The organism is Streptomyces cyslabdanicus, assembly GCF_052663305.1.
Genome location: NZ_JBQRUW010000012.1, coordinates 167,292 through 191,467, shown reverse-complemented (window position 1 = coordinate 191,467; position 24,176 = coordinate 167,292). Strand labels below are relative to the sequence as shown.

At 70.3% G+C, this 24,176-nt stretch carries 21 protein-coding genes and 4 pseudogenes; 15 read left to right on the top strand and 10 right to left on the bottom strand.

The genetic code is table 11. The features are described from left to right. Nucleotides 1-58 precede the first annotated feature (58 nt). A pseudogene (locus tag ACTYVM_RS09350) lies at nt 59-412 on the bottom strand (Tn3 family transposase); the annotation flags it as partial. Between ACTYVM_RS09350 and ACTYVM_RS09345 the strand changes: the two are divergent. Beyond that, a pseudogene (locus ACTYVM_RS09345) lies at nt 365-481 on the top strand (IS5/IS1182 family transposase); the annotation flags it as partial. The pseudogenes ACTYVM_RS09350 and ACTYVM_RS09345 overlap by 48 nt on opposite strands. A gap of 297 nt (nt 482-778) precedes the next feature. Here ACTYVM_RS09345 and ACTYVM_RS09340 read toward each other — a convergent pair. Beyond that, nucleotides 779-1,180 carry a nuclear transport factor 2 family protein gene (locus tag ACTYVM_RS09340; protein WP_445525431.1) on the bottom strand — a complete coding sequence of 134 codons (402 nt, stop codon included), beginning with the start codon at nt 1,178-1,180 and terminating at the stop codon, nt 779-781. Further along, on the bottom strand, nt 1,177-2,175 hold the full coding sequence (locus ACTYVM_RS09335) for an NADP-dependent oxidoreductase (protein ID WP_445525430.1): 999 nt from the start codon (nt 2,173-2,175) through the stop codon (nt 1,177-1,179). The genes ACTYVM_RS09340 and ACTYVM_RS09335 overlap by 4 nt, the downstream gene beginning before the upstream one ends. Nucleotides 2,176-2,297: 122 nt before the next feature. Here ACTYVM_RS09335 and ACTYVM_RS09330 point away from each other — a divergent pair, with 122 nt between their 5' ends. Further along, entirely contained in the window at nt 2,298-3,173 is an 876-nt protein-coding gene (locus ACTYVM_RS09330; protein WP_445525429.1) for a LysR family transcriptional regulator, read from the top strand. Between the two features lie 628 nt (nt 3,174-3,801). Here ACTYVM_RS09330 and ACTYVM_RS09325 read toward each other — a convergent pair. After that, nucleotides 3,802-4,440 carry a TetR/AcrR family transcriptional regulator gene (locus tag ACTYVM_RS09325; RefSeq protein WP_445525428.1) on the bottom strand — a complete coding sequence of 213 codons (639 nt, stop codon included), beginning with the start codon at nt 4,438-4,440 and terminating at the stop codon, nt 3,802-3,804. Nucleotides 4,441-4,506: 66 nt separating this feature from the next. On the opposite strand from ACTYVM_RS09325, the gene ACTYVM_RS09320 reads away from it, so the two are divergent. Next, nucleotides 4,507-5,397, top strand: a complete 891-nt coding sequence (locus ACTYVM_RS09320) for an NmrA family NAD(P)-binding protein (RefSeq protein WP_445525427.1) — start codon at nt 4,507-4,509, stop codon at nt 5,395-5,397. Between the two features lie 168 nt (nt 5,398-5,565). On the opposite strand, the pseudogene ACTYVM_RS09315 reads toward ACTYVM_RS09320, so the two are convergent. Further along, a pseudogene (locus ACTYVM_RS09315) lies at nt 5,566-6,042 on the bottom strand (Tn3 family transposase); the annotation flags it as partial. Here ACTYVM_RS09315 and ACTYVM_RS09310 point away from each other — a divergent pair. Next, nucleotides 6,015-6,129 (top strand): annotated as a pseudogene (locus ACTYVM_RS09310) (IS110 family transposase); the annotation flags it as partial. The pseudogenes ACTYVM_RS09315 and ACTYVM_RS09310 overlap by 28 nt on opposite strands. A 248-nt stretch (nt 6,130-6,377) precedes the next feature. Further along, nucleotides 6,378-7,022: a dihydrofolate reductase family protein gene (locus ACTYVM_RS09305; protein WP_445525426.1), complete on the top strand. Its 645-nt coding sequence runs from the start codon at nt 6,378-6,380 to the stop codon at nt 7,020-7,022. A 251-nt stretch (nt 7,023-7,273) separates the two neighbouring features. Here the strand turns inward: ACTYVM_RS09305 and ACTYVM_RS09300 are convergent, their stop codons facing one another. Both ACTYVM_RS09300 and ACTYVM_RS09295 read right to left on the bottom strand, forming a co-directional pair. Further along, on the bottom strand, nt 7,274-7,546 hold the full coding sequence (locus ACTYVM_RS09300) for a hypothetical protein (protein WP_445525425.1): 273 nt from the start codon (nt 7,544-7,546) through the stop codon (nt 7,274-7,276). Between the two features lie 416 nt (nt 7,547-7,962). Further along, a complete protein-coding gene (locus tag ACTYVM_RS09295) occupies nt 7,963-8,661 on the bottom strand; it encodes an SDR family oxidoreductase (protein ID WP_445525424.1) in 699 nt (232 codons plus the stop codon). A 108-nt stretch (nt 8,662-8,769) separates the two neighbouring features. Between ACTYVM_RS09295 and ACTYVM_RS09290 the strand changes: the two genes are divergently transcribed. Together ACTYVM_RS09290 and ACTYVM_RS09285 are read left to right on the top strand one after the other, a co-directional pair. Then, entirely contained in the window at nt 8,770-9,261 is a 492-nt protein-coding gene (locus tag ACTYVM_RS09290) for a winged helix-turn-helix transcriptional regulator (protein WP_445525423.1), read from the top strand. Nucleotides 9,262-9,417: 156 nt separating this feature from the next. Continuing rightward, on the top strand, nt 9,418-9,912 hold the full coding sequence (locus tag ACTYVM_RS09285) for a PaaI family thioesterase (RefSeq protein ID WP_445525489.1): 495 nt from the start codon (nt 9,418-9,420) through the stop codon (nt 9,910-9,912). 716 nt (nt 9,913-10,628) lie between these two features. Here the strand turns inward: ACTYVM_RS09285 and ACTYVM_RS09280 are convergent. Continuing rightward, nucleotides 10,629-11,132 carry an NUDIX hydrolase gene (locus tag ACTYVM_RS09280; RefSeq protein ID WP_445525422.1) on the bottom strand — a complete coding sequence of 168 codons (504 nt, stop codon included), beginning with the start codon at nt 11,130-11,132 and terminating at the stop codon, nt 10,629-10,631. Nucleotides 11,133-11,749: 617 nt separating this feature from the next. Between ACTYVM_RS09280 and ACTYVM_RS09275 the strand changes: the two genes are divergently transcribed. The 4 genes from ACTYVM_RS09275 (at nt 11,750) to ACTYVM_RS09260 (ending at nt 17,427) form a co-directional block, all read left to right on the top strand. Next, nucleotides 11,750-13,612, top strand: a complete 1,863-nt coding sequence (locus tag ACTYVM_RS09275; protein ID WP_445525488.1) for an ABC transporter ATP-binding protein — start codon at nt 11,750-11,752, stop codon at nt 13,610-13,612. A gap of 96 nt (nt 13,613-13,708) precedes the next feature. Next, entirely contained in the window at nt 13,709-15,193 is a 1,485-nt protein-coding gene (locus tag ACTYVM_RS09270) for an NUDIX domain-containing protein (protein ID WP_445525421.1), read from the top strand. A gap of 363 nt (nt 15,194-15,556) precedes the next feature. Beyond that, nucleotides 15,557-15,970 (top strand): hypothetical protein, encoded by a 414-nt coding sequence (locus ACTYVM_RS09265; protein WP_445525420.1) that lies wholly within the window; start codon nt 15,557-15,559, stop codon nt 15,968-15,970. Then, complete coding sequence (locus ACTYVM_RS09260) at nt 15,967-17,427, top strand: phosphotransferase (RefSeq protein WP_445525419.1); 1,461 nt, start codon at nt 15,967-15,969, stop codon at nt 17,425-17,427. Before ACTYVM_RS09265 ends, ACTYVM_RS09260 begins: the two co-directional genes overlap by 4 nt. Nucleotides 17,428-17,521: 94 nt before the next feature. Here the strand turns inward: ACTYVM_RS09260 and ACTYVM_RS09255 are convergent, their stop codons facing one another. Further along, nucleotides 17,522-17,902: a DoxX family membrane protein gene (locus tag ACTYVM_RS09255; RefSeq protein WP_445525487.1), complete on the bottom strand. Its 381-nt coding sequence runs from the start codon at nt 17,900-17,902 to the stop codon at nt 17,522-17,524. Between the two features lie 475 nt (nt 17,903-18,377). Here ACTYVM_RS09255 and ACTYVM_RS09250 point away from each other — a divergent pair, with 475 nt between their 5' ends. From ACTYVM_RS09250 to ACTYVM_RS09240, 3 genes are all read left to right on the top strand, one after another. Then, nucleotides 18,378-19,475: a sodium:calcium antiporter gene (locus tag ACTYVM_RS09250; RefSeq protein ID WP_445525418.1), complete on the top strand. Its 1,098-nt coding sequence runs from the start codon at nt 18,378-18,380 to the stop codon at nt 19,473-19,475. 202 nt (nt 19,476-19,677) lie between these two features. Then, nucleotides 19,678-20,976 (top strand): LCP family protein, encoded by a 1,299-nt coding sequence (locus ACTYVM_RS09245; RefSeq protein WP_445525417.1) that lies wholly within the window; start codon nt 19,678-19,680, stop codon nt 20,974-20,976. Nucleotides 20,977-21,010: 34 nt separating this feature from the next. Beyond that, nucleotides 21,011-21,415 carry an ArsR/SmtB family transcription factor gene (locus ACTYVM_RS09240; RefSeq protein ID WP_445525416.1) on the top strand — a complete coding sequence of 135 codons (405 nt, stop codon included), beginning with the start codon at nt 21,011-21,013 and terminating at the stop codon, nt 21,413-21,415. 121 nt (nt 21,416-21,536) lie between these two features. On the opposite strand, the gene ACTYVM_RS09235 is transcribed toward ACTYVM_RS09240, so the two are convergent. Further along, nucleotides 21,537-23,516 (bottom strand): heavy metal translocating P-type ATPase, encoded by a 1,980-nt coding sequence (locus tag ACTYVM_RS09235; RefSeq protein ID WP_445525415.1) that lies wholly within the window; start codon nt 23,514-23,516, stop codon nt 21,537-21,539. Between the two features lie 108 nt (nt 23,517-23,624). Between ACTYVM_RS09235 and ACTYVM_RS09230 the strand changes: the two genes are divergently transcribed. After that, nucleotides 23,625-24,029: an ArsR/SmtB family transcription factor gene (locus tag ACTYVM_RS09230; protein WP_445525414.1), complete on the top strand. Its 405-nt coding sequence runs from the start codon at nt 23,625-23,627 to the stop codon at nt 24,027-24,029. The last annotated feature ends 147 nt before the right edge of the window (nt 24,030-24,176 follow it).

Below are 24,176 nucleotides of genomic sequence, written 5' to 3'. Positions count from 1 at the left end.
CGGTGCTTGCTCCCGTCACCGTGCGTCGATCTCCGGGGGCTCGTCGGCTCCACCCCAGCAGTTCGGTCAACAGGTCCTCCATGCCCTCCTGGTAGTGCTGGTAGAGCCGGCCTGCGCGGCCGTGGAAGATCTTCCGGGCGAGCGCGTGGCGTCCCTCCTGGAGGTTGGCCTGGGCCTTGATCTGGCGCCGGTAGGACGGCTCGTCGGCCAGGCGCAGGATGTGCAGGGTCTTGGCGATCCGGCCGTAGTGCGCGATCGCGTCGCTCAGCACGGTCGGACGGCCTTCTCGGGAGAGCATGCGGATCATGTCGTAGGCCCGCACCGCGCCGGTGTGGATCGAGCCGATGATCCGCAGCACGTCGCAACCGACCCGGTCACCGTCAGCGGTGACGAGGCGTACAGCTCTCGCCGCACCAGGCACTGTCTGCGAAGACGCCGGATCAAGCACACGATCCCGGAGCCGAGGGACCCTAGGGCGAACACAGCGGTGGTCGGCACGTCGCAGGCCGCGGCCCAGGTGGCGGAATTCGCCGCCTGCTGCTCTCCACGTCGAAGGATCTGACCCCCGCGACCGTCGGAAAGGCCGTCATCACTCTGGCTGTCCCCGACCGCCTGCCCGATCTGCCAGGGGGCAGCCGAGCCTGCCGGCGTTCAACAGCGCATCGACCGGCTGGTCATCTCCCTGCACAGGGCTGTGCTGTTCGTCGTCGGCCCAATCGGTACCCGGGCGCCATCGGCAGGCATCCAAGGGTCGCCGGGCGCGCTGCCTGGCCTCGCCCTACAAGGCGTTGTCCAGCGTCAGGGTGAGCTCGGCGATCCGCCACCTACCGTCGGACCGTCGCAGGCTGAACATGTAGACCCCGGTCGAGATCATCTGGATGCTCTCGCCGGTGTTCTTCGTCTGCAGCAGATAGGCCCGCACCTCGGCGGTGGTGGCGTCCGTCGTCGTGACCACGACGTTGCTCAGGTGGTGCCGCACCCTTCCGGTCCGGGCCGTGTGCCCGTCACGGATGAAGTCGAGTACCGCGGTGCGTCCGGCGATCGGGCCGAGCACTCCCTGTCCGGGCATCGTGAAGGTCCAGGTGGTGTCTTCGGTCAGGATCGTCTCCAGCTGGGGCATATTCAGCTCGTCCAGGGCGTGGGTGTAGTTCGCCACCGCCTGCTGGAGTTCGGCGATCACGAGGCCACCGTCAGCACGATCTTGCCTTGGATGTGGCCCTGCGTGGCTCGCGTGTGTGCGTTGCCCGCCTCGGGCAGCGGGTAGGTGCTGTCCACCCCGACCTGGAGCTTGCCCTCGTCGAACAGGCGCCCGATCTCGGCGAGCTGAGGACCGTTGGAACGCACCTGAATGTTCGAGACGGTGATGCCCAGACGCGCCGTCTCTTCCGGGTCGTACTCGGCGAAGAACACCGGAAGCATGGTGCCGCCGCGCTTGAGCACGGTCAGAAAGCGTGAGCTGTCCGGGCCGCCGACGGTGTCGATCACCAGGTCGACGCCGCTGACCACCTCCGCGACCTGCGTCGTGGTGTAGTCGATGAACTCATCGGCGCCGAGCTTGCGCAGGAACTGCTCGTGCCGGCCCGAGGCCACCGCGATGACGTGTGCCCCCTTCCATTTCGCCAACTGCACCGCGAAGTGGCCCACTCCACCGGCGGCCCCGTTGACCAGCACGGTCATCCCTGGCGTGATCGGCACCGGCTGGTGCACCTGGCCGGTGAAAGGAGACGGTACGTCGTGGCCGAGATCAACCAGGTACTGCCAGGCCGTAAGCACGGCCATCGGCACCCCAGCCGCCTGCACGTGGTCGATACCGGCCGGCTTGTGAGCCAGGTCAGAAGCCGGCGCGGCCACGTGCTGGGCGTACGTCCGGCCGTCGAATCCGGGGAACCGCAGCATGCCGAAGACCTCGTCACCGACGGCGAACCCCAGCACGTCCGGAGCGACCGCCTGGACCACGCCCGACATGTCCGTTCCAGGGATCAGGGGGAACTCCAGCGTCGGCCTCATCTCGGCCGGCATGATCTTCATCCCCTCACGCAGGTACCAGTCCGGCGGGTTGATACCCGCCGCGTGCACCCGGACGAGCACCTCGCCCGCGCCGATCTCGGGAACCGGCACCTCGTCATACTGCAAAACTTCCGGCCCGCCCGCTTCGTGGAACTGGATCGCCTTCATCGCGCCTGTCGCTTTCTCGGGGAAACGTTGCTCCTTCAGTCAAGGCCCGGGACGGCATGGCCGTCCAAGACCAGTTCGGCAACCTGGTCATACCGAAACGGCATGACACGTACGCTGAAGGGGTGAACGATCTCGGACAGGACCTGGAACTGCGGCTGGTGCGCTACTTCACCGTGGTGGCGGCGCACCAGCACTTCGGCCGGGCCGCCGCCGACTTGCACGTGGCCCAGCCGGCGCTGAGCCGCCAGATCCAACGGCTCGAGAAGTATCTCGGCACACGATTGCTGGACCGCACACCCCAGGGCACCCGGCTCACTCCGGCCGGCCAGACGTTCCTCCCCCGGGCCCAAGCCCTGCTGCAGGCCGCCCGCCAGGCCGAGCTGGCCGTGCGTGAACAAGCCCAGACCGAACGAATCTCCATCGGCTACGTCGAAGACCTGGTGATCACTGCCGCCGTAAGGGAATTGCGCCGCCGCTACCCGGGCGCCGAGATCACCACCCGGCATCTCAGTTGCCGCGACGTCGGGTCACTGTTCGACAAACGCGTCGACGCCCTGATCGCGCGGGCCCCGCTGCCGCTCCCTGACGACGACGTATTCACCACCCCGCTGTACGAGGAGCCCCGGATGCTCGTGGTCCCGCACGGCCATCCCTTGGCCGACCGCCTGTCGGTGACCGCCGAAGAGCTGGCCGGCGAAGAGGCGGCGCCGTGCGCGTTCGAGACCGCGGACTGGACTTCCTACCGGATCCTCGGAACCGGCGTGCCGCCGATCGAGAGCTACGAGGACAAGCTCGAACTCGTCGCGAGTGGCGGGGCGATCGCCGTGCTACCGGTCGGCGATCGGCGTAGCTCACTGCGTCCCGACCTCGTCACCGTCCCGATCGAGGGTGCTCCCCCCAGCCGGGTCGTCCTGATCAGCCGCAAGGGCGACCCGAATCCGATGATCAGGAATCTCCGGCTGGCTGCCAAGGCCGTCCTGACCGCCCCGGCATCCTGACCGGGACCAGGTCGGGCGATGACCATGGGCGGCAGGTCTACCACGGCCTCTTGCCGCACTGGCCCCCGAGGCTTCGAACGTGTTGATGAGCCTGAACCAGTCGGTCACTGCAGATCGCCATTGCAATCGGTACCGGAGGCGGCAGTGTCGTGGCGGCGCACTCCCTGGCACAGCTGCCCTGGATGACAGCCGCAGGTGTTGCCGCCTCACCCGTTGTTGCCGCCTCACTCGTCCTCTTGCACCTCACGCGCCAGCGTGCCCGCCGCACATCTGCCGCGCCTGCACCGCTCGCCGAATGCATCCAGCCGTGAACGGGGTCGCGGTCGGGCGAGCGGCGTCGAGTAACCGGACCAGTCCTGTCCGCCACGCCCCGAGGAACCAGGAGCACCCGCCCCGAGCGTCGGGCCCCAGCCACACGCACCCGCCGACAGGCAGCGAATAGCCCCGCCCAGCCCATTCATCCCAGCTCGGCCCGCTCCAAGCGGAACAGGGAAGCTAGTGCCGCGACAGGCAACGTTTGCCCCGTCGCGACGCCCGGCACGCTCCCCCAAGCTCTTCGAGCAGGGGGGACCCCCAGAGCACGCACCGGACGCCGCTCCTTGACGGGCAAACGTCGCCCGCCGCAGCACTAGGACGCTGGTTCGCCCGGGACGAGTTGCCGGACGCTCGCGGCGATCCGGTCGAGGTCGACGTCGGCGGCGAGGGTGGCCTCGTCGGGGCGCTCGGTGATTGGCTGCCGCACGCCGAGGAGGCCCTGCATCAGTCCGGGGTAAACCGTCCGGCCGATGAGGATCTCGGCCGCTTCCCGCGCCTCCTCCTGCGTCACGCCCCAGGTCCGGGAGATATATCCGGCGATACGCGCCATGGGGGCCTCGAAGACCGCCTCGTAGTAGCCGGCCGCGATCTCAGGTACCCGCTCGGCCTCCGCGATTCCCATCCGCAGCGTGCGCAGGGACGAGGACCACAGCAACAGCTGCAGCAGCCGCCCGCAGTAGCGCACGAGGGCGCCGGCCGGATCGGCCCGCTCCGCGGTGACGTAGTGCTCCGGTGAGCCCAGGCGGTCGAGGTAGAGCTCGCGCACCAGGGCGACCACCCCGGAGAAGAGGGCGTCCTTGCTGGGGAAGTGGGCGTAGAGCGAGCGCTTGGAGGTCTCGGCCCGCTGGGCGACGACGTCCATCGAGGTGCGCTCGAAGCCGGCCTCGAGGAACACGTCCTTCGCGGCCCACAGGATGTGCTCTCGGAGCTTCTCGCCTCGTCGCGCCACCATGGTTGCCCCTTCCTGAAGTAAACGGTACGGTCGAGTTTACATGTTGCGTCGTACAAGGGACTGCTCATGATCGTCGTCACCGCACCCACAGCCAAAATCGGCCGCCGCGTCGTCGAGCAACTACTCGACGACGGCGAGCCCGTCCGGGTCGTCGTCCGAGCCCCGGAGCGACTCTCCCCCACCGTCCGCGACCGTGTCGAGATCGTGGAGGGCTCCCACCGCGACGCCGCAGTGGTCGACAAGGCCTTCGCAGGCGCCGACGCGGTGTTCTGGCTGATGCCCAGCGACCTCCGCGCCCCCGACGTGATGACCTCCTATGTCGAGGCCAGCAGGCCGGGCATCGAGGCCGTCGCCGCGCACGGCGTCCGCCACGTCGTCGGGGTCTCGGCGCTGGGCCGGGGGACCGCCGCAGCCGGCCGGGCCGGCAACGTCACCGCCTCCCTGGCCATGGACGACCTGTTCGCCACGGTCACGAACTACCGCTCGCTGGCCAACCCGACCTTCATGGACAACACGTTGCGTGACATCCGCACGATCCTGGGCGAGGGCGTGATCTCAGGGCCCCTCGCGCCCGACCGCAAGCTGCCGCTGGTGGCCACTCGAGACATCGGCACCGCCGCCGCCCGCCTGCTGCTCGACCGCAGTTGGGCAGGCTTCGCCGACGTCCCGGTGCTCGGCCCGGAGGACCTGTCGGGCAACGACATGGCCGCCGTCATCACCGACGTGCTTGGCGTCCCGGTGCGCTACGTGCAGGTCGAGGCTGCGTCGCTGGAGGCCGCCATGCTCTCCTTCGGCGCGTCGCCCGGCATGGCCCGGGCGATGGCCGACATGGCGATGGCCAAGATCGACGGACTCGACGAGGGCGTCGTCCGCACCGCCGAGAACAGCACGCCGACCGCGTTCCGCCAGTGGTGCACGGAGGTCCTCCGACCGGCCGTCGACGCGGCCCGCTCCTGAGCGCACCCCATGAGGACGAGGCGGGCTCGACCTGACCGCCGAGGAGCGGGCGGCGATCACCCACCACAACGCGGAGCGGTTGTTCGGGCTCTGACCGGTGGCCGCGGCGGGCCGGCCACCTCGGCCCGCCGCGGCTCAGGGCGCCGCCGGATGCGGCGGTGCGGCATGCGCACTCTCCCGCTCCGCCCGCGCCAGCAGCCTGGTGGCCACCAGCACGTCCGGTAGGTCCGGTAGATCCGGTAGATCCGGTAGATCCGGCGCATCGTCATCCGCCCGGGTGGTCAAGTTCACCGCGGTGGCCAGCAGCGTGGCCAGGCGCCGCGCATCCCCGTGTCTGCGCAGCAACGACGCCTTCCCGTCCACGCCGTACCTGGACAGCTCCGCCAGCCTGCACGGCGGCACCCCGCCGACGTCGACCTTGCCCATGCCCAGCTTGGCGATCTCCTCGGCGCGCTCCAGCGCGGCCTTCATCTGTTGCCCCGACACCCGCACCGGCCCGCGCCGCAGCTGGACCAGCACCGCCCGCTGTCCGGGCGTCAGCAGGCCGTGCAGCGCGTCCCACAGCCGCTGGTTCGCGGCCTCCCGCGCCGATGCCACCAGCCGGGCGAACCCGCTGACCCCCGTGCGCCGCCCCCTTGCTGATCTCGGCCGGCGACAACCCCGGGGCGCCTGGCCGGCGAGGCGTCCTTCGCGGCCCTGTGCGGCACCAGCCCCGTCGAGACATCCTCCGGCGCGATCCCCTCCTCGAAGTGGCTGAGCAGCTCGCGGAAGTGTCGGCGCCCGCCGAACATCACGTCGCGCAGGGCGATGAGGCTCCACTGGTCCCCGAGTCCCTCCACCGCCGCGTTGACCGCGCATCCGGACCGCGGTTCGTCTCGCACGCCCACCTCCGTGCATTCTGCCACCACCGAGCCTAGGCTCACCCACGGCAAGTGATTGCAGTTCGCCATCACATCGCCTCAAGGGCAGGGGTCCGTGCAATGTCCCGCGTGAGGGTCCACAACTTCTCCGTCTCTGTCGACGGATTCGCCACTGGTGAAGGGCAGAGTCTCGACGCCCCGTTCGGCCACGCCGGCACGCGGCTCCATGAGTGGTTCTTCCCGACCAGGACCTTCCAGCGGATGCTGGGCAAGCCGGGCGGGAGCACCGAGGTCGATGACGCCATCGCCGGCACCTGGGATGTCGGCATCGGCGCGGAGATCATGGGCCGCAACAAGTTCGGCCCCCAGCGCGGGCCATGGGAGAACGACGACTGGAACGGCTGGTGGGGGCCCAACCCGCCCTTCCACACCCCGGTGTTCGTTCTGACCCACCACCCCCGCCCCTCGGTGGAGATGGAGGGCGGCACCACATTCCACTTCATCGACACCACGCCGCGGCAGGCACTCCGTCAGGCGCGCGAGGCCGCAGGCGACCTGGATGTGAGGATCGGAGGTGGGCCGACCACGATCCGCGAGTTCCTCGTCGAAGACCTCATCGATCATCTGCACATCGCCGTCGTCCCGATCGTTTTGGGCCGTGGCGAGCGCCTGTGGGACGGGCTCGAAGGACTCGAGAAGCGCTTCCGGGCCGAGTCTGTGACAACCCCCAGCGGCGTCACGCACATGACCTTCACCCGGCCGTAGCGACCGCCCGCACAGGCGGTAATCGACCTCGGCCTCCCACCCCGCACGCTCCGAAGGCCGACAGGACGAACATCACTTCCGGGGACGGCACCACGTTCGCCGTCGGCACGACGGCCCAGGGCGCGCCGCTGATCCTGATCGGCAGCGCCTTCAACGACCGCGCGACCGTGGCCGGACTCGCCGACATGATGGCGTCGCAGGCCCAGGATCTCCGGTGGTCACAGAGCGTCGCAACTCCATGATCACGGAATCTATGCTTGCCCCGACGCCAGTTCCTCCCGCAGGCGCGGGTCGACATTGATGAGGACGCTCTTGAGCTGGTTGATCGCCTGGGTGCGGGCCTTGACCGCCGAGTCCTTGGCCAGCTTGTGCATTCGGGCGATCTCCACTGGTCCACCGCCCGACTTGGCCTGAGCGCGCGCCCGCCTGCTCAGCACTGCCCGGGCCGCGTTCTCGGCATCCAGCGAGTCCGACTTACCGCGCCGACGACGGTCGGACCCGTCGATCCGGTTCACAGCGAACACGTCCAGACCGTGGGCCAACAGGTATCGGGACAGGGCTGCCCCGAAGGATCCAGCCCCTCGGCTCCCACCCGACGCACCGTGCCCAGTCCCCTGGCCCATCCCAGCAGGTCGTGGTACCCGGCTGCGGTCGGCAAGCCCCTGTCGAGACACGCGCGTCCGGCCCGACGCCGGCAACGCACCATCCCCGGCATCCTTCAGCGGCGTCATGTTCGTCGCGGCCGACTCCCTGTTCGGTTTCACCGGCCTGGCCATCCTGTCGGTGCTCTTCGTCATGGCGCCCAGGCACATCGCGATGAGCGTGACGGCGGCGGCGAGCCGGGAGGGCTGGTTGAGGGAGGGCCGGACACCGGTTCGCCGGTCGGCCGGCCTGAGCCGGCCCGGGGCGGAGGAAGAGCGGGAATCACGGTGTCCCCGTCTCACCCGCGCTGCGGGTACAGAGCGGCGACGCCACCGGCGAGGTCGGCCTGTACCTGGCGGCTGAGGCCGTCGACGACGACCTCGGCCGCCCCCGAGGCAATGCCGTCGACGGCCGTGCGGGCGACGTCCGCCGGGGCGGTCTTGGGCCCCTTGACATGGCGGGCCATGTCGGTGTCCATGTAGCCGACGTGGAGTCCGGACACGGCGATGCCCCGGGGCGCGAGCTGCTGGCGAACCGCGTTGGTCAGGCTCCACTCCGCAGACTTGGCGGCGGCGTAGGCGCCGACGGTGGGAAAGCTGATCCACGACAGCACGGACAGGATGTTGAGGATGGTGCCTCCGCCCTGGGACTCGATCACGGGGGCGAAGGCCCGGATCATGCCGAGGGTGCCCAGGTAGTGGGTCTCCATCTCCAGACGGACGGCGTCCCAGCTGCCGGTCAGCAGATCGGCACCCGTGGAACTGCCCGCGTTGTTGATCAGCACCGTGATGTCATGGGCCTCCTCGACAGCCGCGGCGACGGAGGCGGGGTCGGTGACGTCGAGCCGTATCGCTTTCACGCCGGGCAGATCGACCTGGTCCGGCCGGCGGGCCGCCCCGTACACCGTGGCGCCACGCGCGACCAGTTCCTGGGCGAGTGCCCTGCCGAGCCCGCGGTTGGCCCCGGTGACGAGGACGGTTGCTGTGCTGATGTCCATGATTCCTCCCTCGGGATGCGCACACCCCAGCTGACTTACGATTGCAGAAGCCAGCCAGGACGCTATAGGCTAACTTCGCGCGAGGCAAGTCAGGTGGAGGGTGGAGAGATGAAGGACCTGCTGGAGGAACGGGACGCCTGGTCCATGGCCAACTGCTCGATCGCCAGGACTCTGGAGATCGCCGGCAACAGGACAGCGCTGCTGATCATGCGCGAGGCGTTCTTCGGCACACGCCGGTTCGACGACTTCGCCAAGCGTGTGGGCATCGGCGAACCCGCCGCCTCGGCGCGCCTGAAGGAACTGACCGCCGCCGGCCTCCTGGAACGCGCCCCCTACCAGGAGCCCGGCCAGCGGACCCGGTACGCCTATCAACTGACCGAGAAAGGCCGGGACTTCCTGCCCATCCTCGTGGCGCTGCGGCAGTGGGGCGACACCTGGGCCGCCGACGACCAAGGGCCCCCCGTGGTCGTACGCCACGAGAATTGCGGCGCCCCCGTACACGCGGTGCTCCGCTGCGACGACGGCCACGACGTGCCGATCGGGGACTCGTTCGTCGACGCCGGCCCGGGTCTCATCCGCGTCGGCCCGGACAGCCCCTGAACCCAGCGGCGGCCGAAAGAAAGGCAGGACGACTCCGCCAAGCGATCGCCGGCCAGCGCACCACACCGACCCAGACGCCCCCGAGGAGTTGCCGTCATGTCCGAGACATCGGAGAAGTGCCTGATCACCGGCGCGACCGACACAACAGGAGCGGGAATGCTCAGATCACGTACGTTCGGCTGGGAAGACCCTGCCATTTCCGCCGACGCCGTCCCTCACCACAGCGGCCTCGACTTCCTCCGCGAGATCCTGGCCGGGCGCCTGCCCGCCCCGCCGATCGCCGCCACCCTCGCCTTCACTCTGGAGGAGGCCGAGCACGGCCGGGCGGTCTTCGTCCTGGTGCCGGGCGAGGAGCACTACAACCCGATCGGCAGCGTCCACGGCGGCGTCTACGCCACGCTCCTCGACTCGGCGGCCAGCTGCGCCGTGCAGTCCGTGCTGCCCCACGGCATGGGATACACCTCGATCGACCTGACCTTGAAATTCCTGCGCCCGATCACCGTCGACACGGGAAAGGTCCGCGCCATCGGCACCGTCCTCAACAGCGGCCGCCGTACCGCCCTCGCCCAGGCAGAGCTCCGCGACTCCGACGACCGGCTCCTGGCCCACGCCACCAGCAGCTGCATGCTCTTCCCGGTCGCGGGCCGCTGACCCCCATGCGCGGCGCGATGGAGAGGACCCGCAAAACTGGCGGACACGTCCGGGCCGCATCGACCAGGTGCTCTCCTCGCTGCCAGCGCCCTTGGGCCGAGCCTTCGCCGAGGACGGGTTCAGGCTCGAACCGGTCACCCCCCACGTCCACGAGCGCACGGCCGCGCACCGCGACGACTCGTCGACCTGTTCCCGACAGGGAGGAGACCGCGGGGCGCGCCGGTCAGGCCGACATTCTGCGCGAGCAGATCGACGGCAGCACGAGACGGTAACTCCCATGCGGGAAGCAGCAGTCGAAGTTGTCCGGGAGGGCATGGCGCTCGCATCATCCCCGGGATGGACGACACGCCAAGCAAGCCCCCACGACGCCGACGGCTTCGTGAAGTCGGTGATGGCCGACCTTCCCCCTCCGTCGCCTTCTCCGTCCTCAACACCTGACACCCTCCCGCCGGTCCTGCTCCGAACACCCGCCGCATGGCCGCCGGGGACTTCCGCTGCGGCCCGGTCCGTTGAGACGTGGCCAGCTAGTTGTCGTCAACTGGCCGCCCTGACCAGGCGGTTCCTGGTCCGCTGAGTACGACGACTGCGGTCAGATGTGCATCGAGCTGCTCAGCGAGCGGGAGTCGACCAAACATCCGTGCTCCCCATCACGGACAGCCACTCTCACAAGGCGCGTTGACCGCAAGAAGGCGTCCCAGCGCGCGAGGCGAGAATGGTCAGGACCGCGCGGTCCGGAACGCGAGATACCGGCTGAAGGCCTCGTGGCTGTCGGGAGTGAAGCGCCACTCTTGCAGGGCCGACCGCAGCTCCGACTCAGTCAGCCAGCCATACCAGGCGACCTCATCGGGATCGGGGACCACCGCGTCCGGAACCACGGCTTCGTGCACGCCGAGCCAATGAGGGCTCAAACCGCTGCGGTTGAGGAACGTGAACAGCAAGCGCGGCAGTACACGAATGCCCAGCTCTTCGGCCAGCTCCCGCGCAGCGGCCTGTTCATAGGACTCACCGGCATGCACGCCGCCACCGACCGTGACCTCGTAGTGCCCGGGGAAGCGCGACAGATGCTCCGACCGCCGGTGGACGAGGATCCGCCCAGGCTCATCACGACACACCGTCACGGCGACCCGGTGCAGCCAACCCTCCTGGATGGCCTGCCGGCGGTTGACCACCGCTCCCAGCACACGATCCTGATCGTCGACACGCTCCACCAGTTCATCCATGACGCACACCCTTGCAGAGCCCACCGACAACGTCGTTTCTCGGCGACTCACGGAGGCTGGCCCCAAAGCACCTGCACCAGGAGGCTGGACGCGGATGACGACAGTTGTCGTGCAAATACGACACCTATCGTGCTCAGGCTCATCCGTGCTGTCCGCAACCCCCTGAAGGAGTGAGCCGCCCTGATCGAACGAGTTTGAGCCGCCACCGCCCAGAGCCCGCACGCCCCGCCCCCGGTATGAGAACTCGCGTTCACCCATTGCCCTCCGATCCGGCCGTGACGGGACCAGATCCGGCGCGTTTTTAGAGCATCAGTGCCACACCGACGCCCAGACGGAGGACACGCCATGCATCCCAACCCTGCCCCCTTGCAGCAGCCTCCCGGATTCGAACGGCGGCCCGGCGCGATCACGCACAACGTTGACGGCAGGCCCAGCTCAGCACGTCCGGATACGGGGTGGGCGGCATGAGTGAGCCCACCGATGCATCACACGACAGTGTTCCGGGACCGCGCACCACCCCCGCAGCGTCCCCCTCCGCTGCCTCCACGCCGTCTACCGAACAGCCCACACCCGCACCGGGTGGTGGCACCTCGCGCGTGCCCGCTCCCGAACCGCAGATGCGGTACGTCGACCTGACCGGCAGCCGCGAGGCGGCCGGCCGCTCGATTCGGATGCGGGACATGGCACGGCGCCTGCCGCAGCTGGTGCGCCGCTCGCTGGGCCTCGCCTGGCGCGTCGACCGACGGGCAACCGTCGGCCTCCTGCTGTGCCAGACCGTCACCGGCATGATGCAGGCCCTGGGCCTGGTCGCCATCGCCGGCACCCTGACCGCCCTGCTGCGCGACGGGGACGTCTACCACCGGCTCCTCCAGGCGTGGCCCTCGGTCGCCCTGCTCGCCGGTGCCGCCGGCGTGCGCGCGCTCCTCGGCATCACCGTCAACTGGCTGTCGTCCCGGGTGGGCCCGCTGATGTCGCGCGAGGCCGAGCAGATGCTGCTGGCCGGCTGCGCCGAGGTCGAGCTGTGCGCCTACGACGACCCCGACTTCAACCGCGACCGGGAAGCCGCCGACCGCGGCGCCCAGGTCACCGGCGACCTGATCAACGAGGGCCAGGACCTGATCGCCTCGGGCGCCGGCTTCCTCGCCGGGGCGATCGTGCTGACCGGCGTGCACTGGGTCCTTCTCCCGCTCCTCGTCGCAGCCAGCCTGCCGCAGGCTCTGGCCCAGGTCAGCGCCACGCGCGTCCGGTACCTGGCGAACCTGCGCAGCAACGGCGACAACCGGATGCTGTCGGTACTGCGCTGGCACATCTACACCAAGGACGCCGCCGACCAGATCCGCGCCGGCACCATGGCCGACTTCCTGTCCGACCGATACCGGCACACGGTCGCACGGATCAACCGCGAGGACCGGGCCGCTGCCGACAAGGGCGCCCGGATGTCCCTGGTCGGCGCGGTGTGCGGAGGGCTGGGGTCGGCGCTGGTGTGGGCGGCGGTCGTGTGGCTGCTCGCCACCGGCCGTATCACCGTCGGGCATGCCGGGACGGCCGTCTTCGCCCTGCAGACGGTAGGCATGTCGGTCCGCGGTCTGGTGGCCGTCGGTGCGCGCGCCGTGCGGACCGGACTGTACATGGACGACTGGAGCGGCTTCTTGGACAAGGCCGGCGGCTTCCGTATGCGCCGGGGCCCGCACCGCCCTGAGCCGCCGGAGACGATCGAGGTCAAATCGGTCACCCACCGGTACTCCGGCAAGGACCGCGACGCGCTGTCCGACGTCTCCCTCACCTTGCGCCGGGGTGAGGTCACCGCGCTGGTGGGCTTCAACGGCTCGGGCAAGTCGACGCTTTCGAAGCTGGTCAGCGGTCTCTACCTGCCCACCGGCGGTCAGGTGCTCTGGGACGGCGTCCCCACCGGCGAGGCCGACCCGCGGGCGCTGTGGCAGCAGGTCGCCCTCGTGCCGCAGGACTACGCGCGCTGGCCGCTGACCGTGCGCGAGAACGTGACCCAGGGACAGCCCACGGCACGCGGCGACGCGGCGGTCCGCGAGGCGTGCGAGGCGGCCGACGCCGACGAAGTCGTCGACCAGCTCGGCGCCGGCCTGGACACCCTCCTGGCCCGCGAGTGGCTCAACGGGGAGGAGCTCAGCGGCGGTCAGTGGCAGCGCATCGCCCTGGCGAGGGCGTTCTTCCGCCAGGCCGGTCTGCTGGTCCTCGACGAGCCGACGGCGAACCTGGATCCCCGCGCCGAGTACCGCATCTTCCAGCGGCTTCGGAAACTTGCCCGGGACCGGGCGGTGCTGCTGGTGACCCACCGCATCGCCAACGTCGCCGTCGCCGACCGCATCGTGGTCCTCGACGAAGGCAGGATCGTCCAGGAGGGCACCTACGCCCGGCTCTCCCAACAGCCGGGCTTGTTCCAGCAGTTGCTGTCCTACCAGATCACGTCCGAGCCGGACGGCGGGAAGCGCGAGACCCCCGTGTGAGCGGCCCCGGTCCCACCTCAGTACGCCCCACCAAAGCGGCCGCGCCTACGGTCATGGACGTCCCCTGCCTCTCCTACCCCGTCCCGAGGTGATGACGTGCCGCTCACCCGTTCCCACATCCGCGCCACGGCCGAGGTCTACCTGGCCCGGCATCCGCACGAGCGGGAATCCCTCGCCGGGCTGCTGTCCCTCCTGGACGGCGCCGACGACCCGGCCAGCCGTGCCGCGCTCCCCGGCCACGTCACCTGCAGCGCGGCGGTCATCGACCGGGAGCAACGCGTTCTGCATATCAGCCACAAGGTCACAGGGCTGCTGCTCGCTCCGGGCGGCCATGTCGAGGACGACCGGACCCTCCTGGCCGCGGCGCTGCGGGAAGTGTGCGAGGAGACCGGCATCCGGCCGGGCGACCTGTGCCTGACCCCGCAGTTCCTCGGAGTTCCGATCGACATCGACGTCCACGACATCGACGCCGACCCCGCCGACGGCGAAGGCGAACACCAGCACTTCGACTTCCGATTCGCCTTCTACCTCGTGCCCGAGCAGCACCCCCAGCTCACCTTGCAGGACGATGAGGTTGCCGGCGCACGGTGGCTCGCGTTCGCCGACGTCAGGTCCACGACCTTGCGCGCCAAGCTCCTGGACGCCCGAGACCAGGGCCTCGACGGGCGGCCGGAGCCCGTCAACGCCTCCGCTCTGATCCACGACGGCCGCGGCAGATACCTGCTCCACCTGCGGGACCAGCGTGAAGGAATCTGGGCCCCTGGCACGTTCGCTCTCCTCGGGGGCGGCCGCACGACGGAGGACGTCAGCCCGGAGGCGACCCTGCGGCGGGAGCTCACCGAAGAGGTCCCGGGCCTGGAGCTCGATGACCTGACGCCGTACGCCCTGGAGGAGGAGACGAGCGTCGACGGCTTCGCCGTGCCGATCCAGGTGTTCGTGGGCCGCTGGCGCGGTGATCCGGAGACCGTGGATCTGCAAGAAGGGGTGCTGCTGCGGTGGTTCACCCCGGACACGCTGGAGCGGCTGCACCTGAGCCCCGGTCTCGGTGACCTGGTCCGCCGGCACGCGGCAGAGCATCCCCCCGCCGGCAGTCCGCCGAACTCGGCCCGGCTGCTGCGTGACGGGGCGCCGGAGGGGACCGAGCTCCACATCGTCGGGGTCCACCTCTACCTGAAGGACGACCAGGGCCGGATCCTCCTCGGCCTGCGCCACCCCGACTCGGCGTACGCGGGCGACACGTGGCACTTCCTGGCCGGGCACTGCGAGCGGGAAAAGGCGATCAGCTGCCTGATCCGGGAGGCTCAGGAGGAAACGGGGCTGATCATCGAGCCGGGCGACGTCGAGCTCGTGCATCTCGTCCACCTCGTGGACTCGCCGTCCGCCCGCCCGCGTATCGGCCTCGTCTTCCGGGCCCGCACCTGGTCCGGCAGCCCGGCCGTTCTGGAGCCCGACCGGTGCGTGCAGTGGCGGTGGTGGAATCCGAAGGATCTCCCGGCCGCCGTCGTGCCCTACACCCGCCAGGCGATCGACGGAGTGCTCGCCGGGCGCTTGTACTCGCAGATGGGGTGGGACAGGCGATGACGGCCCTGGACGCGAGCCCAGCCACGGCCGACCGGCCGGACACCAGGGCGAGCAGGACGGCCGGCCGACAGCAACCCGCCTTCGCCGAGCACCTGGTGATCGGCGCGCCCGCCTGCGGCTCGTGGCTGCGGGTGGAGCAGGTGGGGCGCTCCCGCTGGGACGTCACCATCCACGAGTCGCGCGACATCTGGAAGGAGATTCAGGACCTGGTCGTTCGGTGGCGGGCGGCCGGCAGCCCCAGCCGCTACCGCCTCCTCTTCGAGGCGGACGGTGGCCGGCGGGTCGGCGTGCGGCCGCCTGTCCTGGCACCTCCCGCGGCACCTCCCATCCCACCCCCCGCCCAGTCGACGAGGGAGCATCCACGTGACCTGTCCCGACGATCCCTTCCCGGACCTGCCTGCGGGCAGGGAAGAACTGTCCGCCGCGGCCGCCGTCGAGTACGACCCCTATCGGCCGGGCGTGGCGGCCGAGGCCGCCGAACCGCTGGCCGACACCGTCCGGGATCTTCCCGATCCGACGCTGCTGGACCTGGGCACCGGCACCGGGCAGGTCGTGACCGAGCACCGCTTTCCCCTCACACGGTCCTGGACGCCGGAGCGGGTGCTCGGTCATCTGCGCACCACGTCCTTCGCGCGGGCGGAGTTGTTCGCCGGGCGGCACGCGGCGTTCGAGGGTGGGGCCCTGGCGCTGCTCGATGAGCTCGCGGCCGGCGGATCGCTGCCGGAGGGGGCCGTGTTCATGGTCCTGCTCGCCCGGCGTCCGGGTGGTGCGCGGTGAGCGGCGGGGAGCGGCACACCGAGCCGGTGGACGTCCATCTGATCTTGCGCCGGGAGAGCGCGGCAGGTCCGGAGATTCTGTTGTCGCGGCGGGCCGGCCAGGTGTACGCCGCCGGCCTGTGGCACCTGCCGTCGGGGCATCTGGACGGTCCGCACGAGGACGTCGTCGCCGCCTTGGTGCGCGAGGCGCGGGAGGAGACCGGTGTCGTCATCGATCCGGCCGACGCGCGGGCCGCCGTCACCGTGCACCACCGCAGCCCCGGAGGGGCCTCCCGCACCGGTTACTTCTTTGAGGTCCGCAGATGGCAGGGCACGGCCCGGATCGCGGAGCCGGACGTCTGTGACGCCATGGGCTGGGCGCCCCTGGACGCCCTTCCTACCGGGATGGTGGCGTACTGCCGAGCCGGCCTGGACGCCTACTCCGCCGGTGCACGTCTCGCCGTGCACTTCCAACTGCCCGGGGACGCCGTCGCCTTCGACTCCGGCACCGACCGTCTGCGGATCGTGCCGGACGTCACCGGCCGGGCGTTCGCCAGCCGTCCCGACGCTGCGGTCGTGGAGTTCGCCGAGCGGGCGGTCGGTCGGATCACCGAGTGGACGGATGCGTCGTGGGCGCGCGAGAACAGCCGCGTCTGGCGGGCCCAAGGCATCCAGGGCGGCACCTGGTACGTGAAGGTCCACCAGAACGACAAGTTCCACGGCAGGGAAGTACGGGGGCTGCGAACGTGGGCACCGGCACTGGGCGCGGCCGCGCCACGGTTGGTCGCCGCCGACGAGAGGTTGAGGGCGGTGGTACTCACCGCGGTGCCGGGCCGTCCGCTGCACGGCGCCCTCCTTACCCCGCGGCAGGAGAGGGCGCTCTTCCACCGGATTGGCGCACTGGCTCGCCGAATCCACCAGTCCTCCCCTCCACGCCCCGCTCCTGCCGGCAGCGGCCCGACCATCGCGAAGGCCGACCGGCATCTGGCCGGGGCCCAGTCTCATCTGAAGCCAGGCGATGAGGAGTTCGTCCGCGAGCTCGTCCGGCAGGCCGAGAACCTGCAGCTGCTGGACTGGGTGGAGACTCACGGGGATTTCCAGCTGCGCAACATCCTCTACGCCACCGAGACCGCCTCCGAGGACACGGCGTGTGAACGGGGCGATGCCGACGATCTCGTGGCGGTGATCGACTTCGAGCGCAGTGAGCCGGGGCCGGCCGTGCGGGATCTGGTCCGCCTGTCCGACGCCTGGGACGGCCGCCCCGACCTCTTCGAAGCGTTCCTGTCCGGGTACGGCAGGCACCTGACCGCCGCTGAGGAGGCCCGGCTGGTCATCGACACAGCCCTCGACGCGGTGAGCGGGATCGCGTACGGCACCGCCCACGGAGATCCCGAGCTGATCGAGCGCGGCCGGCGGACGCTGACCCGGCTCCGCGCCGAGCACCAAGCACCCTTCTCGTCGACAGGAGAAGCCGGATGAGCGCCGACACGGCACCCACCGCCGCAGCCGGACCGCAGGGCGCTGCCGGGCCGTTGTGGCCGGGAACCATGTGGCAGGGCCTGCCGGAATGCCGTCAGAGACTCAGCGGGACAGCGGCGGCGATTCCGCCGAGGCCCAGGGCGAAGGCCCCCTCGGCCCAGCCGCCGGCACCCCATCGGAAGAACCGGTCAAGGGCGAGCCGCCCGGGACCGATGGTGGCAACGGACAACGCGACGACGGCGACGCAGACGTTGTACTCCACGCCACCGTTGGTCTCCCACAGGCCGTGGGCGCCGGTCACGGTCGTCATGGCATTGATCATCACGCCGATCAGAGCGGCGGCCGCGAGTGGAGTGAGCAGCCCCACGACCAGCCCGAGGCCGCCGAGGAATTCGGACAAACCGCCGTGATACCTGTGGATGATCCGTGGTGAGCTTGGAGCAGGCCCACCGACGCCAGCTTGTCCAAGTGGAATGCCGCCGGCTTGCGGGAGACGCCGAGGTCGTCGGCGACCTCCTCGCGCGTGACCTGACGCCGCTCCTGCCGAATGAGCTCGAACATGCGGCGACGCAGAGACCCACACCCGGCGGGCCCATGCGTGACGAGAACGGCTGGCCGGACGGATCCTCGGGCGGCGTTGGAGCGGAACCCCTGGCCGCCGTTACGCACTCGCACCGTCACCCGTGGTGACGAGGTTTGGCACATGGCGCCCGATGCAGCTACTGTCAGCGGCTGCGAAGGGGAGTAGCCCCGCAATACCGGTCGTCGACATACTGGAACCCAACGTCGGGTTCCCGGTGGCCGGGCCCGCACGTTCGTGTGCGGGTGGGCGAGACCTTCGGCCCTTTGTCGACGACGTATGCGTGTCGGCGGGGTCGAAGCTGCCGCCGTTTCCCCTCGCGCGGTTGTCCTCGGAGCCCCCGCCGGTGCGGGAAGGCTGGACCGGGACCGTGATCCATTTCGTGTTGTTGATCGTCTGCGCGGTGGCGATCTATCTCTCCTGTGAGTGGTTCGTCAACGCCGTCGAGTGGCTCGGCGAGCGCCTCAACGTGGGCAAGATGGCGGTCGGCACGATCCTGGCCGCCTTCGGCACCGCCCTGCCGGAGTCCGTGGTCACCCTCGTCGCGGTGACCACCGGCGCGACCGCGGAGGCCAAGAACATCGGCGTGGGTGCCGCGATGGGCGGCCCTCTGGCGCTGGCCACCGTCGCCTACGGCGTCACCGGCGCCATGCTGCTGCTCAAGCGCCGCAAAGACCGCGCAGCCGCGCTCGACGCCGGCAAACAGCGCGTTCCCGCACGCGTCGACGCGGGCGCTGCCGGCCCGGACAGCTTCGGCCCGCGCCCTGCGGTCAAGGAGCAGGCGCTGGGCAGTGCCGCGGACATGAAGCGGCTGGCCAAGGACCAGAAGTGGTTCCTGCCGATCTTCATCGTGAAGGTGGCGCTCGGCCTGGTCGCCTTCGCCTTCAAGCCGGTCTTGGGCCTGCTGTTCTTCGCCGCCTACGCGGTCTACTTCTGGCGGGAGATCCGCGGCGGGCACGACGAGGACGGCGAGGAGGAGGAGCTGGAGCCGCTGAAGTTCCAGCCGAAGGCCGCCTCCCCGGCCACCTGGGCCGTGGTCGCGCAGACGCTGGTCACCCTGGTGGTGATCTTCTTCGCCTCGCAGCTGTTCGTGAAGCAGCTGGACGCCATCGGCCCGATGATCGGCCTGTCCGCTTCCGTGACCGCGCTGCTGCTGTCCCCGATCGCGACCGAGCTGCCGGAGATCATGAACGCGGTGATCTGGGTTCGCCAGGGCAAGACCAAGCTCGCTCTGGCGAACATCTCCGGCGCCATGATGATCCAGGCCACCGTCCCCTCCGGCCTGGGCCTTCTGTTCACCAGCTGGCACTTCGACACCGCCCTGCTGTGGTCCGGACTGATCACCATGGCCGCGATCGTCTACCTGCTGCTCACCATGCGCGCCCACAAGCTGACCCCGGCCCGCCTGGCTGTCGCGGCCGGCTTCTACCTGCTGTTCGCGCTCGGCCTGATCCCCATCCTCAGCTGAGCGATCCCCCTGTGCTGTCGCGGAGGAGATCCCCTGCGCGGCAGCCGGACCACCTCTTCATCGACAGCGCGAGCAGCGCACGGCACAAGGGACCTGAGCTGTCATGGCAGGACACGCACGCAGACCCGCAATACCTTCGCAACCTCACGAGCCGACCGAGCGGCGTCGACGCAGGCGTCCCAAGCGGCGGATCGGCCGCTGGGTGGCGCTCGCCGCTTCGGTCCTCGTGCTGGCCACAGCCGGCGCGGGCGGCTGGATCTACACCCACCTCAACGGCAACATCAAGGGCGCGGACGTCGGCGACGCGCTGGGCGACAACCGGCCCAAGGCCGCAGTCGGGGGCCAGAACATCCTGGTCATCGGCTCCGACAGCCGCAAAGGCCTCGGCGATGCCTACGGCAAGAACCTGACCACCATGCAGTCCGACACCCTGATGTTGCTGCACACCGGCGGCAACGGGAAATGGGCCAGCGTCGTCTCCTTCCCCCGCGACTCCTGGGTGCGGATCCCCGCCTGCGACCGCGGCAACGGCAGCCCGTCGTCACCCCACCACTTCAAGATCAACGAGGCGTTCGCGATCGGCGGCTCCACCGGAGACACCGCCAAAGCCGCCGCGTGCACCATCAAGACCATCGAAGCCAACACCCAGATCCGTATCGACCACTTCCTGATCGTCGACTTCCGCGGGTTCAGCGGCATGGTCAACGCCGTCGGCGGCGTCCAGGTCTGCCCCGAGCAGGCCATCCACGACAAGAAGGCCCACCTCGACCTGGAGGCCGGCTGCCAGATCGTCAAGGACGAGAAGGCCCTCGGCTACGTCCGCGCCCGCTACAGCATCGGCGACGGCTCCGACATCGGACGCATCGGACGCCAGCAGGAATTCATGCAGTCCCTCGCCACCCGCGCCAAATCCAAGCTGTACGACCCCACCGCCCTCTACGGCTTCCTGAACTCCGCCACCGACTCGCTGACCACCGACCCCGGCCTCGCAGGCATCAAACCCCTCTCCAGCCTGGCCTCCAGCGTGAAGGGCATCCCCACGAACCGGATCTCGTTCCTGACCGTCCCCAACTACCCGCGGGAAAGGGACGTACCCACCGACAAGGCCAACATCACCTGGCAACAGCCCGCCGCACGGCAACTGTTCACCGCCCTCAACCGCGACCAGGAAATGACCAGGACCGACCTGAAGAAGGCCACCGCCCACCTACCGGCACCCGCGAACACGGTGAACGTCACCGTCCTCAACGGCACCGGCACCAAGGGTCAGGCGCTGAAGGTCTCCGACCAGCTGCGGGCCCTCGGCTTCCGGATAACCGCCACCGGCAACGCCCCAAGCCCCGTCGACAAGACCACGCTCACCTACGCCCGGGGCCAGTCGGAGCAGGCCCAGGCGCTCGCCGGCCACCTGCCCGGTCTGACGCCCACGCTCTCCTCCCAAGCACCCGCGAGCACCGTCACGTTGACCATCGGCCCCGACCTGCCCACCGTCACCGGCTGAGCCACAGCACCCCAGGCCCAGGAGCCACGCAGACATGACCGACAAGGACACCCGGCCACCGCCCCAGGCGCGCGGACACGGGCATCGGCCCGCCGCCGAACCCGTCACGGCCACCGCCTCCCACGGCCCCGGTCCGGAGGTGTTCACGGGCGCCGCCGTCTGGTTCCAGTTGGTGAACTCGGCGTGGCGCCTGCACCTGGCATGGCTCGTAGCCGGCGGCGAGCACGATGTGAACACGCTGGCCAGACGCGTGGGAGCCCCGCTGAGCACAGTCAGCCATCACCTGGTCCGCATGAAAGACGCCGGACTGGTCCACTCGCGGCCCTGTGGCCGCCGCCAGCTGTACCGGGCCTGCGATCCGGACTTCGTCGAGGTCGTGGGCCGAATCGCCACGCCCGTCTTTCGTCAACCACCGTCAGCACGGTCCGGAGGGTCGTAGGGCCTCAGGCCCTAGGTGTCGCCCACGACGGCATCGACGGCCCAGCAGCAGCCGCGGCAGACGGTGACCGTGCAGCGGGCTGCCCCCGCCGCGGCGGGGGCAGCCTCGTGGGTGCGACGGCTCACCGGCCGTTCCCGGCGCGGGCGCGGCGCCAAGCGGCATCGGCCAGCAGACGCAGGCCGTTGAGGCCGACGATCACGGTCGAGCCCTCGTGGCCCGCGACACCGAGCGGCAGGGGCAGGGTGCCGACCAGGTCCCAGATGACCAGGCCAGTGATGAACGTCCCGGCGATCACGAGGTTCTGCACCACCAGGCGCCGGGCCCGGCGTGAGAGTGCCACAACGGTGGGGATGGTGACCAGCTCGTCACGGACCACAACGGCGTCGGCGGTCTCCAGGGCGAGGTCGGAGCCTGCGCGGCCCATAGCGATGCCGATGTGAGCGGCGGCCAGGGCCGGGGCGTCGTTGACGCCGTCGCCGACCACCAGTACCTTGCGCCCCGCCTGCTCCAGCTCCTTCACGGCGGCGACCTTGTCCTGCGGCAGGAGACCGGCTCGGACGTCGGTGATGCCGACCTCGACCGCGAGGCGGGTGGCGGCGCGCGGGTTGTCGCCGGTGACCAGCACCGGCGCGTGGCCAGTCAGGCCGGTCAGGGCGGTGACGGTGGCGGCGGCCTCCTCGCGCAGCCGGTCGGCGATGCCCAGCACCCCGACCGGGGCGCCCCCGACCTCGACCAGGACGGCGGTGCGGCCCTCGTCCTCCAGCCGGGCGGCCACCGCGGCGGCCGGATGATCGTCCCGGCCGCCGCGGAGTCGGGCGGGGCTGCCGACCGCGACCGCCTTGCCCTCGACGGTCGCGGCAACCCCGGTGCCGGGGGCAGAGGTGAAGTCCTCCACCAGCGGGATGTCCAGGTTCCGGGTGCGGGCGGCGTCCACGACGGCACGGGCGAGCGGGTGCTCGCTGGGATGCTCGGCTGCCGCCGCGTACCGCAGCAGGGTGTCCTCGTCCAGGCCGGTGGAGGCCAGCGGGCAGATGTCGGTCACGCGCGGGGTGCCCTCGGTCAGCGTGCCGGTCTTGTCCAGCGCCACCGCGTCGACCTGGCCGAGCTGCTCCATGACCACGGCGGACTTGACCAGCACGCCATGACGGCCGGCATTGGCGATCGCCGACAGCAGCGGCGGCATGGTCGCCAGCACCACCGCGCACGGCGAGGCCACGATCATGAAGGTCATCGCCCGCAGCAGCGTCGGCTGCAACGCGGCACCGAACAGCAGCGGCAGCACGAACAGCGCGAGGGTCGCGGCGACCATGCCCAGGCTGTATCGCCGCTCGACCTTCTCGATGAACAGCTGAGTCGGCGCCTTGGTCTCGGAGGCTTCCTCCACCATGGCCACGATCCGGGCGATCACCGAGTCCGACGGATCCCGCTCGACCTTCACCCGCAGCGCGCCGGTGCCGTTGAGGGTACCGGCGAACACCTCGTCCCCCGCCTCCTTGGCCACCGGCAACGGCTCGCCGGTGATGGTGGCCTGGTCGACCTCGCTCGCACCGTCCAGCACGCGGCCGTCGGCGCCGATACGCTCCCCGGGGCGTACCAGGATGACGTCACCAACGGCTAGTTCCTCGGTCGGTACGGCTTCCTCGTCACCGTTGTCGGACAGGCAGGTGGCGGTCGTGGGCGCCAGGTCCAGCAGGCCGCGCACCGAGTCGGCGGTGCGGGCGGTGGCGATAGCCTCCACCGCGCCGGAGGTGGCGAAGATGACGATCAGCAGCGCACCGTCCAGCACCTGCCCGATCGCCGCCGCCCCCAGTGCCGCGACGACCATCAGCAGGTCCACGTCCAGGGTCTTCTCCCGCAGGCTCTGGAGGCCCGCCCAGCCGGGCTCCCAGCCGCCGGTGGCGTAGGTGAGCGCGAACAGCGGCCCCCAGGCCCACGCCGGGGCCCCGAGCAGGCACAGCGGCAGCGCGATCAGGAACAGCACCAGCGCCGCGGCCGCCCACCGCGCCTCGGGCAGAGCGAGGATCCGCGTACGGCGCCGGTGTACGAGCGCGTCGCGCACGGGGCCGCCCGTCGGCGCCGGACGGGTGAGGGTGGAAGACATCGCAGGCAGGGTCCTTCGCACGCGGGGGTCGCAGAGTCCAACCCCACCACCGTAACAGGAACAGATGAACATCGATTCATGCGTTCATTCGCGGCGTACGATGGGCGCATGGGTCATGGAGCCGCACCGCCTCGGAACAACGTCCCGCGCACACGTCTGGACGCTGCCCATGCCCAGCGCGTGGCCACCACCTTGCAGGCCCTGGCCACCCCTTCCCGGCTGCTGATCCTCGCCCGGCTGCGCGAAGGCCCGCTGCCGGCGACCGAACTCGCCGCCGAGGTCGGCATGGAGCAGTCCGCCTGCTCCCACCAGCTGCGGCTGCTGCGCAACCTCGGCCTGGTGACCGGCACCCGCAAGGGCCGCTCCGTGGTGTACGCGCTCTACGACAACCACGTCGCCGAACTTCTCGACCAGGCCCTCTACCACGTCGAGCACCTCCAGCTGGGCCTGTCCGATGCCCCGGCCGGGCAGGAGGCCGTCCCAGGGGACGAGACGGTGGCCACGGCCGGCTGAAGTAAGCGCCTGCCGGGGCATTCAGGCGCGGGGCCGCACGGCGGCCACAGCCAGGGGCACGACGACGACTGCCACGGCGAGCGCGGCATACCCCCGGGTGAGCGTGGCCGGAGGCCACCGAGGCCACCAACAGCGGGCCTCCTGCAT